The following is a 14,103-nucleotide window of genomic DNA, read 5'->3' as shown; positions in this document are numbered from 1 at the left end:
TTAATCTAGTTGCACCAACAAATTTTGTGTTTGGCCATCTCTTATCACGGTTAAATCTAAATTTGTTTGTTTCAAAAGCTCTTGCCATAAAGCAGGTGATTTAGTCAACTCAGCCACCGAATAACCGTTTACAGACTTCAACTCATCGCCAGCTTTAAAGCCGAGAGAGAGAAAAATCTCCTTCTCTTTTTGAGGCCAGACCTTTACCGAATCCACCTTGCCATTTTGTTGCACCATTTCAAAACGAACATAGCGCATAATGGTAATTGGGTTCTTCAAAGCATTTTCTTTAACATGTTTTAAAATGGTAAGCTGTCTTTGATTTAACTCAGGAGCATCCGTACTTTGAGTAAAGACATCCTCTTCCTCAACCATTTGTAGCTTTTCTAAAAGCCCATTGTGATTAAGTACAACATAAGAAGGGTAAACCTCTTTTAGAACCACACCATTTTGAATGGTTTCTTCAAGACTATAGCTCTCTGATTTACCACTGTTTTCAATAATGGCCACACCAAATCCTGGTGCAACAAGTACACCCAGTAACTTGAGATTTAAGCTGGTTTTTTTGACGTTTTCTTGTGAAATAATGGGCGGTTCGTCAGCCGCGTATTCAACTCGCCCAAAGAGATAAACAGGCGCAATCCCCCCTTTTTGCTGATTAACAGACAAACTCTCTTGAAGAGCGGGAACAACTAATACTTGATTGGGGCTGTCCGTAAAAGTCCAAAACAACTTACCTGACAGCCATGCAACGAGTATAAGTAATAGAATCAATAATCCATTAATCATTCTGCTTCTAGTTAAGGTATCCAAAAGAACTCCGAAGTAATTTTATTATTTCTACTTTATTATGCATTATCCTTAGCATTAAAAAGGCATTATCACCATAATTTAATTGGCTTTAATTACATAATATAGACATTTTAAAAGCACGTCATCAAGACTGAACATCTAATTATTCTAAATCAATTCATTAGACCAATTGAACAATTCAAAAAACCATCAAACGCATTATCCACCAATAAAGTCAGCCTAAGAGATACAACTTCTTTAAAAGAAAACAAACTTATAGACTATTTTGGCATAATAACCAAAAAATCTATACCTGATTTACCACCAAAACAGTAAGGAACAACAAGTGATTAATATTATTCTATGCGGAGGCTCTGGCACTCGCTTATGGCCTTTAAGTCGTACCATGTTACCAAAACAATTTGTACGCTTATTTGAAGGTAAATCACTGTTTCAAGATACTGTTTTGCGTAATGCCTCTTTATGTTCAAAATCGATGATTGTCTCTAACCGTGACCAGTATTTTTTGGCGGTAGATCAGTTAGAGCAAATAGACTCCCACTCTAATCAATTTTTACTGGAACCCGCTGGGCGTAACACTGCTCCAGCGATTGCTTTAGCTTGCATGGCTTTAAATGCCGATGAAATCGTTTTTGTAACCACCTCAGACCATTTAGTAAAAGACCAAGCCGCTTATGAAAAAGCCGTTCAAGAAGCCAAAGCGATTGCCAAACAAGATTATCTAGTCACCTTTGGCATAAAACCGACTTACCCTGAAACAGGGTTTGGCTATATTGAATCTAATGGAAATGATGTTTTGTCATTTAAAGAAAAGCCAACGGCTGAAGTGGCCCAATCTTATATCGAACAAGGTAACTACTATTGGAACTCTGGCATGTTCTGTTTTAAAGCAGGCGTATTTTTAGCAGAACTTGAAAAACATGCTCCAGAAATCTACCAGGCCTGTAAAAAAGCCATGCCGCAAGACAACAATGGTGACGAAATTAATATTGACCTTGCTGCCATGCAAGCCATTCCTGAAGACAGCATTGATTATGCGGTAATGGAACAATCAAACAAAGTCAAAGTAGTGCCTTGCGACATGGGTTGGTCTGATTTAGGCAGTTTTGATGCCTTATACGATGAAGTTAAACAACCAGGCCTGGTAAACTCAATCTTGCCAAGATTAAAAGATTCACCCAAACCCATTTGTGTGAATGCCAACCATAATTTAATTGTAACGGGTGAACGCCAAGTTGCCTTAATTGATGTCGATGATTTATTGGTGGTGGACACCAGTGATGCCCTTTTAATCTCTAAAAAAGGCAGTTCACAAAAAGTGAAAGAAGTTGTCGCACAAATTAAAAAACAAGCACCTGAATTAGCCGAGATACATCGACTTGCTCACCGTCCTTGGGGAACTTATGAGGTATTGCAAGCTTCAGAACAATACAAAGTAAAACGTATTGTTGTCAAACCTGGTGAACGCCTATCATTACAAAAACACTTTCACCGTAATGAACATTGGATTGTAGTATCTGGCACCGCTACCGTGACCGTTGAAAATGAAACTTTTTTAGTTCGTCCAAATGAATCCACCTATATTCAAATGGGACAACTTCATCGCTTAGAAAACCAAGGTAAAATCGATTTGGTCATGGTAGAAGTCCAAGTGGGTGAATACACAGGTGAAGATGACATTGTGCGTGTAGATGATATTTACGGGCGTTAAAAACATGACTCACATAACGCAAATATAACGGTAGTTGCATGGATTTTTTACTTTTACCAAAAGCTTTATCCCTTCATGCATCTGTTATTCGTCATGATGCCAAACATTCAAACGATGTATATATTTGATTCCAGCTCTTTTACAAAGAAATTTAAAGATTTCTTCAAATAAAATTTGACACTAGCAAAGCCCATCTATACAATACGCCCATTCTATTTTGGCCACATAGCTCAGTCGGTAGAGCAGATTGAAAACCTATTTCCCTACAAAAACCTAGCCATGCTTCTTCTTGCATAAACCTATATTACCCTATAAAATCATAGCTATATCAAACTAAAAACAATTTAATATTCTATACATTAAAGTCCATTATCATGATTTTATTTGGAATAACTAAGTTGAATTTTAGAGCAAAGGGCTGACCTTTAAGCTCTAAAAACTCCAGCTATTTTGAGCTGTCATTATGGAAGCATTAATGGAAGAAAAGCAGCTTAAAAGGCCGGCTCCGTCCAACTTAGATATTTGGCATTCGCTGAATAGTGACTACCCTGAAAAAACTAAAGCGATGGAAGACCTCAAAGAGTTTCTTACGGCTCCAGATGATGGTTATCTCATTGTTGATATACTTAGTAACTTCATAAATCTAGACAATGAAATCACCCATGGCATACAGCCCTATGAAAAACTCAAAACCCTAATTGAAAATGCCAAATGGGCTCTTGAAAAAATCTTAATAAAATTCCCTCCTAATAAATATCCTTCGATTAAATTTGATTACTTCTTCGAATTGGTAAAAAAGGAAAATCAGGTTGTAAAAATATCACAAACGCAATTACAGCACTTCATACATGATCCACTTCTATGGGGGTACAAAAAACGCTACCCTATTTACGTTTGTCTTTTCTTTCCCTACATTGATAAAACCATAACCGTTGACGGCTCACTGCAACGAGTTACACAAGTACACAATTTCATCAAATCCCAAGGTTTCAAGCTCATTGCAAACAGCATTTCTACTCTAAGCACTCAGGCTCTATATGACTTTTCGTATGGGTTAATCAAAATAATACGAGACGATGCCTATGAACATCTGTTGATTGAGGGCTATCTCAATATGGATGACCCTAAAAAAATAGTTCATGCCATCAATGAAGATGAGGGACAGGAAAACACCCACAACCTTGAAGATAAACTAGATTTAGAATCCATCACTAGAGATGAAAACAACTGGTTAATCAAGGCGAAAACAAAACTAAATGATTTCTTCAAAAGATTCTACATAAAACCAAAAGGAATGACCTCTGACCCTCTTAGAAAATCATCTGAAAGATCTGCTTATAGCAGAAGCATGGGGCTTGTTCTTACAAGTGATATCAAACTTCATTACAAATACATTTTAGTAAAAACAAACGATGATACTAACCTAAAAGATGCCTACAGAGTACTTCATGAACCTAAAGAAGAACTTACCCCCAACCTCCACAAACCTAACTCAAAAAACCGATCAGATGATTTAGATGAAGAGACACAGACCACGCAACTTATTTGGCCTAAAGTAAAACCTTGTGAATTGGTAAACCCTCTAAGCTCAATTCAATCCGGAAAACAAATAGAGCCTCATATCGCACTAGGTAATCAGCAACTAAAACGCCGCATACCAGAAAATGAGTTAACGCGGTTATTCCTTGAGTTCAGTTTCATCTGCCAGGATATTAAGAAACATGGCGTTCAAAGCTCTTTTTTTAAACTCGCAGACACTTATCTATACGGCTTATTTTTATTACTTTTTGGCCGTGAAATCGTAAAGATTGAACTGGATGAATCTGCTATTCTGGATATACATTCAATTCGACTTCAACACGATCACCACAAAGTCGAATTAAGCTTTCCACAATATAAGAACAGACTTCATTTAGCAGATCCAAAATTATTTGAAACCACAAAAGTTGAGGAGGTTGAGTTCGACATACCCAATGATATTTGGGAGCTTATCGTATGTTTATTGGAATCTTACAAAAGGAATCATATTGATCGTCGTCAGACAAAACTACGAGGAAAAAGACAATTTGATAAATTCTTAAAAAACCACAAATATTCATTCATAACCAAGCACATAAAAGAAGCAATTCAAAGAAAATACAGTTTTCTAGTCCATGGCGATTTATGGACCATATCACTCTTTACAGGTCTACAAAATGGATTGCAAAACACTCAAAAGCACTACGCTTCAATAACGGCTCTCAGAACTCAACAGATTTTCGAAAGACACTGTATAGAAGCCTTTAAGTTGAATTTTGTAGAATACAACGCCCCTTTTAATCCCCCCCTACGAATCGGCTCTCCATACTTTTTAAAAGCCGAAGTTTTTAAAGTTATTCCCAATCTTCTTAAAAGAATATTCAAGCCTTTACACTATTCAATCAAATTGAAAAACCTTTCACTAGATGAACTTTGTGCTCGCTTCAACGCAGCTGTACTCTACACTGACTTATATTGTGCATTTTCAGCAGCAATTCGCGATATTACCGATCCCATCATAGAGCTTGAAATGGTAAGTCATGAAGGACTTTACATCGTAAATGACAAAAACACATTCAATGGATTCAATACCCGCATAATTTTCGTTCCAGAAGAGTTAAGGCTCTTTCTAACACAATTTCACCAGATACGAGCTAAGGTACTGACTGAATTTAAAAGACGAAACCTCATCACTCCTGAATCCCAAGATATCTATCAACAAAACAAGTTAATTTATTGCGCTCCCAAAGCAGATAATTTAAGCATTAGGCCCTATACACGCTCTGTAGCAAAAAGCGATTTGGTTTATCTATTAACTGAAAATAAGAAATCACTCAGGCTTGGGGAAAAAGAGCTAAGTTATTTAAGATTGCTAGAAGAATATAAGACAAATGCAAATCGGCACTATTTGCGTGGCCGAATGATTGATATGACGGTTCCTGGATATTTTATTGATGCCTATCTTGGACACTGGAATACAGGAACTCAACCCTGGGGACGAATGAGCCTATTTGATAAAAAAGGTTATCTAAATACTATGAAGCAAGTCATTCCAAACATTCTAACGGAACTAGGGTTTAAGCCTCTTCTTGAAAAAAAGGCTAAGCATGAAAGTTAACTCACCTCGCAAGCACTCTTCTCCTCTTGAACAACGCAAGGAACTCTTCAAAACGTTAGAAAGAACAGCACGATTGAATCAAAAAAATCGTTCACCGTCTCTCAGATTACTCCAGATTAGAGCACACAGCTCATTTCAATCAAAATATAAGGCTCTAAAAACTGGAAGCGATTCTATCCAGAGTTTAAGGCAGCATTTCAAAATTGAAAAACCTGCTATTGAAACCTTCTGGCGAGGCGACTGGAATGAAGCCATGCTTATTAATCCCGCCTCACTAAAAACCTTAAGGCAGTTTTTAACGATGAGACTTGATCAAAACATAGAATTGTTTAAAAGGAAGACTCCACCTAAAGAGACTGACAAACCCGCACTGGCCAACTTGTTTTACGATTGGGTAATTGTAGCTCTAGGTCCTACATATACTAAGAACAAAGCAAAAAATACAAAAATATTTGCAACGATAAAACTAGATAAATACATTCCTGATATTGACTCAAAAAACCTAAAAAAAGCTCAATTAGAAAAAGTGATTCAGAAAGCAAGACAATCTACGAAAACTGAATTTAGTGATGCTCTAGGGGAGTCTTTATTAAAAAGTGCACTTGAGGACTTTAAGTTAAATTTTACTCAAATCGAAACACTTTTTACGACACTCAATTTATTAATTGAATTTGGTAACCACCAAGGACTTTGGAAGCTTTGCTTTATTAACTCCGTCGTAGTACCTTTTAGAGAGGAAAACCCTTTTGCCGATGAGAATGAATGGAAAAGAGCTTTAAGAGTTGAGAAAGTTTCTGGGCTCGTTCAGAAAATCCTTCCAACCCACTTTAATGATATGGGCTTTATTGAAGACATTTTAAGTATTAGCCTGCTAATCGACAGCTATGTACTGAATGAAACAATATTTAGGGAAGCCATAGAAAAGCTTAACACTCCTGAAAAACTAGAACGATGTGGTGGACAAATTCTTCTACGGCTAACACATCCTAAAACTAAAGCACCGCGTAATATTTTTCTATCTCCGCTAACAGAACTGTATTACCGTCAGTATTTGGCTCTTTGTAAAAAACACGGCCAGCCAGCCAACCTAAAACCGGAACTACCTAACTCAAGGTTCTATCGGCAGCTGGGGTATTCTCAACATACCTTGAAACTTGAAACCTTTAAAAGCTGGAAACACTCAGCACTGGCTTACTTACATCTTGATTCGAACCTAAGTGGAATGTTGGTTGAATACATTGAAGGTTCAATAGATAACAGTTCACTGACACCTCAAGCATTCGAACGCTTGTTTAAAATTGATAATCAACAGCAACAGTATTTAAACAACGACCACAATCTTAGCCCACAGAACCTACCAGGAAACCCGCGACGCCCACGCTCTTCAGTATGGGTAGCCATAAGACGAGTTTTAAATGTACATCACATCTCTAAAAAAGATAACTACAGAATCATAAAGGGAATACAGCTTCAACTTATCGATCTGATGAATGGCCATTCGATAACGATTAATGAACAGTTAATGGCATTGTATGCAAAAGAGTTAATTGATTACAGCTACGGTCAAAAAAACTTATCCCCCTCTATCGCTCTAGAAAATATCGATGCAGTGGGTTTACCTCTAATTTTAACGGCAAGTCAAAGGGTCATCCGATCACTCTCTCCATTAGAAAGACAAAACTTATACATAGAAGTTCTTGAGCTTGAAGATATTCAGGTCGACCGCGTGCGTTATTATCTTAAGCGTTTTGAAGATTGGTTCCAGCGTTCCATCTCCAAAAACCAGCAAGTCCTCATTCCTGATTATGAAGAACTTTTTGGTGGAGCAAAGAAGCCTAGATTTAATATCGATGCCAATGTATTGAGTTTTGAAGAGTACGACGATGCCCTAAGAAAGCTCTTACAGGCTGATATAGACTCTCAGCAAAACGTTGCTGAACCTAAAATGAAGTTCCTCCAAAGTGCCGTACTATTAATTTTTGGATTTCGACTAGATCTAAGACGAGGAGAGGCAATCAATCTTCATCACAAAGACTATATCTTTGATTCTGAACAACCCGATTTATTGATTCGTCCCCATGAAGGACATCAATTGAAGACACAAAACTCACAGAGACAATTTCATTTAGAAGAACATCTCTCAAAATTTGAACTCAATATTATTAAGACTTACCTGGAAAGCTTGACTAAGTGTTTTGAAAAAAATCCGACCCATCTCCTTGCCGGGAAAAAAACCAAACCTCAAGAGTCATTTAAAATAGTTAATCCCCTACTCCAAGTACTTCATGGGATTACGGAGGATGAAAAATTTAAATTTCACAACCTAAGACATTCAAAAGCCTCATGGGATATGCTCTCAATTATCAATGCCCAATTTAATCTTGAACTAGAAACGCAATTTTTTTCACACAGCCCGCGCACTCAACTCTTTTTACAAACGGCAAAGGAACGTTGGGCACAGGCAGTACATACTCCTGAAAGCTATCACAAAGCCCCTTATTACTTGCATAAAGCAATGGGGCACTCAAACCTTCTAACAACCTTAAAACATTACATCCACTTTATGGACATCAGTGTGGCAGGGTTACTAAGACGACGAGCCAAAGAGATCATGACAATTGTATGGGCAAGCAATTTAAGTGTACGATCAAAAAGTTCACTCTATGAAAAATCTAAAAACGAAGACATGATTCAAGTTATTCTCGAATCAGTCTATCCTTGGTCAAACATTCTGCCTACCAAAACCAGATCAAAGGAGTTTTCTTCAGAGCCAGACGAAAGTGTAAAAAATTCATCCCTTAGCTCACTAGAAAAAAAGAGCCTAACACCTTTGAATGAGTTGAATAAACTAAAGCCGTTTTGCTTCTTTCAACTATATGCTCAACGAGATAATGAACAACAAGCGGTCTATGCCAAACTACTGAGGTTGGATAAAGAAGAGCTCTCAGCTATCTCTAAGCATTTTGAGATGAATCCTGCTTATCGTTTCAAAGAGATTAACACATCTCAAGGAAATTCAAATTTACTGAACTTAATTACAGGCCTGCCACAAGAACTTCAAACCGCTCTATTAGATGATTCGCTATGGATTGATGAAAATTACTCTGACTTTCGAGACCAAGTAAGTCAATTTATAGAACGCATGACAACGAAAATGGAAAGTGCCAAAGATTCTCTATCAAGCATTCGGGAGTTTGATGTCATTTTTCATCAGTTTAAAGAAGCAAAACCAGTACTAACTTTATGCAATGCATTAGATTTGCAGTGTAGTTTTAAATTTAGCCCTCCTAAGTCCGGAAAAGTAACTATAGAGGATTGGGCACAAAGCCTAGAGTTAAGCGAAGAGCAACTAATAAACACAGCCGTTACAGGCAGTCGAATTAATAACACAAATGGTCGACTAACCCTCAGGATTCAGAGAATCAATCAAACAAAATCAAAGAATCTTGAGGTCTATCTATTGCTGTCTATATTAGATAGTTACTGTAAATGGCGTCAACTTAAATCACAGCAAACTTCAAGAACTGCTTGAAGAGAGCTAGTCAAGTCAGTTAAAAATTAAGAACACATATTCAATATCGAGAGACAGTTTAGGTCGCCCATAAAAAACTAAACCCGCAAAGAGTAAGTAAACTCTAAGCGGGTTCGTCTGATAGCTATTTCTAGACTAACAGAAATCCCATAATCTTTACCGGCTTAGCCACGACCTAATGAATTAGGTAATCGGGTGTCATGAATCTTCATGTGGGTCACACTCATCTCATAAATAATAAAGTAAATCATCCAATCGGGTCAAGTAAATTCAAAGAAATGCTTCCTAAACGGCATATATTTATAAACAATATCTTCCATACGTTTACATAAACCTCTTTTCTAATTGAAGGCATCAGTTTGTTCGAAGGTTGACCTGGTCAATTTTTTGTTCTATTTCGGTTAGGTAATTAATTAAATGATAACGTCCCATTTTTCTATAACAAACCTAAAGCCCAACGCAGTTCATGCCAACTCTTCCAGATTTGTGCTTTTACAACTGGAATGTCTCTTTCTATCTTATGCGTTTGCCTTTGCGCATTTAATAAATCTAATAAGTTACGACTACCAGTAACTAGACCATTTTCAGTGGCTTCCTTTGCTAAACGAGTTGAACTTAAAGATGCATTAAGCGATTGTAATGCATCATTTAGTGCTTGATATTTTATAAATGATTGCTTTGCTTGCGTTCTTAACATGAGTATTTTTTGTTGCTCCTTGGCTTTAGCTTGAGACAGCATTCCCCTAGCTTTAGCAATTGCAGCGTCTGTTCCCCCACCTGTATAAAGAGGCAGTTCTAAACGTACTCCCGCTCGAACGCCCTGCATATCATCGTAAAAATTACCATTACTATCGTTGTATACCAAAGCACTAAAGGCTTCTATTTGAAGGCCGTCCCGATTTTTTGCGTAACTAATCGATTCACGAATGGCAGTTTGCTGGGCTTTGATGAGTTGTATTTCTGGGTGGCTATTTACCAAGGGGAACCAGTCGGACTCATCGGTAAGCTGGGTTTGATTTAATAAACTCTCAGGCAAATTTTCTGGAAAAACTTGGTCGGTTAAAGTAATCGCCGTGCCAACCAACTCCTCTAAATTGGTCTTTGCAATCCCCATTGCTAATTTTGCATTAATTAAATCCGACTGATTGGTATCCAATCGCGCTTGAATTTCAACTATGTCGTTCAGATCTTGATAACCAATTTGAAAACGTCGATTAAGTTGCTGCAGAATTTCATAAATGGAGGCCTTCTCCTTTTGCAAAAATTCAAATTCGGCTTCTTTTTGCCAATAGTCAAAGTATAGCTCAGCAATATTCAAAAATAGCCGTTGCTCTTCCGCTTCTCGCTGATAGGTCGACGCTTTATATTCATGATCAGCCATCTCAATTAAATTTGATTTATCTGGTTGATAAAGCGGAATAGTGGCCTGTAATTGGTTACTGGTTCGCGCAAAATCCTTGTTTTTCATCCACGCATAACTCAACTCGGACTGAAAGCCGACTTTAGGCTCTAACAAACTTTGGGTTTCTTGCTGATAGCTACTAGCGGTCTGCTCCATCGCTTGCGCCAAGAACAGACTAGGATTGTTGGCCAGCGCCTGATTAAAAAGTGCTTTTAATGGCGAAGCTTTAAACACAATCGGCTCAACCGCCTGATTTGCAAAAACAGGCAACGTCGTCAATGCAGCGCTAAAAAACGCTGCCCCTGAAAATAATAAGACTATTAATCGGTTCATCATGATTTTTCCTTTAACACGAATTGACCTTCCTCTTTCGAAAAGAGACGCTTTTTATAAAGAAGAAAGGTCAGTATGGGAATCAATATCATCGAGACAATTGGGGCGGAAATCATGCCTCCAATCATCGGTGCGGCAATCCGTTGCATAACTTCTGAGCCTGTGCCACTGCCATACATAATGGGCATTAAGCCGGCCACAATCACAATCACAGTCATCGCTTTAGGACGAATACGCTGTACTGCACCTTTCATAATGGCTTGAATCAAATCGTCGGTATTATTTAAACGTTGCGCTTGCTGAGCGCCTTCAATGGCCTGCTTGAGATATAACAACATAATCACCCCAAACTCAGCGGCCACCCCCGCAAGGGCAATCATCCCCACAGCTACCGCAACCGAATAGTCGTAACCGAGCCACCAAATTGTCCAAACAGAGCCAAGCAAAGCAAACGGCACCACAATTAAAATCATTAAGGCTTCTACGCCATTTTTAAAGATAAGGTAGAGCAGCATAAAAATAATGAGAATGGTAAACGGCACAATCGTTTCAAGGGTTTTTTGCGCTTTCAACAGATACTCATATTGCCCCGTCCAGGCGATACTGTAACCCGCGGGCAAGGTAACCTTGTCGGCCACAACTTGCTTGGCTTGCTCAACGTAACCGGCTAAATCGGTACCGCTTTCAATGTCTACAAACGTCCAGCCATTTAAGCGCGCGTTTTCAGACTTAATCATTGGCGGCCCTAATTGAATGACCACATCGGCGACTTGACCGAGTTGCAGTTGTTGACCTGTTGGCGAAACAATCGGTAACAGTTGCAGTTTTTGTACTGAATCTCGCCAAACTTGCGGATAACGAAGGTTCATCGAATAGCGTTCTCGACCCTCAATGGTGGTTTGTAACGCCTTTCCTCCTACTGCCGTTGAGAGAATATCCGCCAAACCTTCCATATTTAAACCATACCGAGCCATATTGGTTCTATTTGGCAAAATATCAATATAGCGCCCGCCTTGTGCGCGATCTGAAAAAGCCGATAAAGTACCGGGCAGTTCACTAATTGCAGCTTCAATTTCTTGACCTATGCTCTCTATTTCAGCCAAGTCCTCCCCCGACACTTTAACCCCAATCGGGGTTTTAATCCCGGTGGAGAGCATATCGATTCGGGTTTTAATGGGTTGCACCCAAGCATTGGTTAATCCTGGAAATTTCACCTTGTTGTTTAGCTCGTCAATTAGCTTCGGTAAAGTCATGCCGGCTCGCCATTCCGATTTGTCATGCAACTGAATAGTGGTTTCAATCATCGTTAAGGGTGCAGGATCGGTCGCGGTATCGGCACGGCCGATTTTACCGAATACCGTTTTAACCTCTGGAAACGACTTAATGATGGCATCGGTTTTTTGCAATAACGCTTGTGCCTCACCAATCGACAGGCCTGGTAAGGTGGTTGGCATGTAGAGTAAATCGCCCTCTTCAAGTTCGGGCATAAACTCCGAGCCTAGTTGTTGCCAAGGGTAGACTATCGAAGCCAATACCAACAGAGAGGCGACAATAACGGTTTTTGGCCAAGCCAATAATGACTTTAAGGTAGGTCGATAAAGATAAATTAACACGCGGTTAATTGGGTTTTTGCTCTCTTTAGGCAATCGTCCGCGCACAAAGTAGCCGATTAAAACCGGCACGAGCGTAATCGCCAATGCCGCCGCAACTGCCATAGCCAAGGTTTTAGTTAAAGCCAGCGGTGTAAACAATCGACCCGCTTGTTCTTGCAGAGCAAAAATAGGCACAAAACTTAAGGCGATAATCAACAGCGATAAAAACAGCGGTAAACCGACCTCTTTTGCGGACGCTAAAACAATTTGCCAGTGTTTACCGCCTTTGGCGACCTCGCCCGTTTTTTGGTAATGTGCTTCAAGGTGTTTGTGTGCGTTTTCAATCATGACAATGGTGGCATCCACCATTGTCCCGATGGCAATGGCAATACCGCCTAAACTCATAATATTGGCAGAAACGCCCATCGCTTCAATGATAATAAACGCGCCTAAAATACCTAACGGCAAGGATATAACGGCCACTAAAGCAGACCGCAAATGCATTAAAAAGACGATAGATACCAACGCGACAATTAACATTTCTAACAAAAGCTTATTGGTTAAGGTGTCCACTGCACGGTCAATCAATCCAGAGCGGTCGTAAACCTCGACCAACTCAACGCCTTCAGGTAAGCTTTTTTTCAGTTCTGAAATTTTATCTTTAACCGCCGCAATGACTTGCGATGCATTTTCACCCGCACGCATCACTACAATGCCGCCAACCACTTCGCCTTCGCCATCTAAATCGGCAATGCCACGACGTGACTCAGTACCTAACTTAATTTGGGCGATGTCTTTTAATAAAAGCGGTGAACCATTGCTCGAAGTCATGCCTAATGGAATCGACTCTAAATCGCTCACTTTGTCCACATAGCCTTTCACAGCGACCATGTATTCTGCTTCACCCTGTTCAATGACCGAGGCACCCATTTGAACGGTGCTTTTACGAATGGCTTCTTGAACTTGTTTTAAGGGGATTTGATAGGCGCGCAGTTTGTTGGGACTGACCACCACCTGATACTGTTTAATCATGCCGCCAACTGAGGCCACTTCGGATACGCCCGCAATGGATTGCAGTTCAAACTTTAAAAACCAGTCCTGCAAACTGCGCAGCTGAGCAAGGTCGGTGTTAAGGCTTCTATCCACCAAAACATATTGATAGATCCACCCCACCCCTGATGCATCCGGCCCTAAAACGGGTTGCGCTGACGGCGGTAATTGCCCTTTAACTTGGTTCAAATACTCCAAAACTCGGCTTCTTGCCCAGTAAGGGTCTGTGCCATCTTCAAACAAGACATAGACATAAGAGTCCCCAAAGAATGAGTAACCCCTTACGACTTTAGCCTTGGGCACCGACATCATTAAACTTGAAACCGGATAGGTAATTTGATCTTCTACCACCTGTGGGGTTTGACCCGCAAACGGGGTTTTAATAATAACCTGAACATCAGACAGATCTGGAATCGCGTCAAGTGCGGTTTTATTTAAAGCCATCCACCCCCATGCGGCGATGGTCAGACTGAGTAACAGCACCAAAATTCGGTTCTGGATAGAGTAAGAGATGAGTCTATTAATCATGCTAGC

General features: G+C 39.5%; 6 protein-coding genes. 3 read left to right on the top strand and 3 right to left on the bottom strand.

Annotation, left to right across the window (positions count from 1 at the left end):
* The gene (gene gspC, locus A379_RS08235; protein WP_040727419.1) at positions 1-789 is read right to left on the bottom strand and encodes a type II secretion system protein GspC; all 789 of its coding nucleotides are present in this window, start codon (positions 787-789) and stop codon (positions 1-3) included.
* Between the two features lie 349 nt (positions 790-1,138).
* Between gspC and A379_RS08230 the strand changes: the two genes are divergently transcribed.
* The 3 genes from A379_RS08230 (at position 1,139) to A379_RS08220 (ending at position 9,192) form a co-directional block, all read left to right on the top strand.
* Positions 1,139-2,524: a mannose-1-phosphate guanylyltransferase/mannose-6-phosphate isomerase gene (locus A379_RS08230; RefSeq protein ID WP_040727417.1), complete on the top strand. Its 1,386-nt coding sequence runs from the start codon at positions 1,139-1,141 to the stop codon at positions 2,522-2,524.
* Positions 2,525-2,987: 463 nt separating this feature from the next.
* Complete coding sequence (locus A379_RS08225; protein WP_198525661.1) at positions 2,988-5,660, top strand: hypothetical protein; 2,673 nt, start codon at positions 2,988-2,990, stop codon at positions 5,658-5,660.
* The gene (locus tag A379_RS08220; protein WP_040727414.1) at positions 5,650-9,192 is read left to right on the top strand and encodes a site-specific integrase; all 3,543 of its coding nucleotides are present in this window, start codon (positions 5,650-5,652) and stop codon (positions 9,190-9,192) included. The genes A379_RS08225 and A379_RS08220 overlap by 11 nt, the downstream gene beginning before the upstream one ends.
* A gap of 436 nt (positions 9,193-9,628) precedes the next feature.
* Here A379_RS08220 and A379_RS08215 read toward each other — a convergent pair whose 3' ends face one another.
* Both A379_RS08215 and A379_RS08210 read right to left on the bottom strand, forming a co-directional pair.
* Complete coding sequence (locus A379_RS08215; RefSeq protein WP_081696377.1) at positions 9,629-10,930, bottom strand: TolC family protein; 1,302 nt, start codon at positions 10,928-10,930, stop codon at positions 9,629-9,631.
* Entirely contained in the window at positions 10,927-14,097 is a 3,171-nt protein-coding gene (locus tag A379_RS08210; RefSeq protein WP_040727411.1) for an efflux RND transporter permease subunit, read from the bottom strand. Before A379_RS08210 ends, A379_RS08215 begins: the two co-directional genes overlap by 4 nt.
* Between the last annotated feature and the right edge of the window lie 6 nt (positions 14,098-14,103).

Source organism: Thiomicrorhabdus sp. Kp2, assembly GCF_000478585.1.
GTDB lineage: Bacteria > Pseudomonadota > Gammaproteobacteria > Thiomicrospirales > Thiomicrospiraceae > Thiomicrorhabdus.
This window is presented reverse-complemented; position numbering and strand designations above follow the sequence as displayed.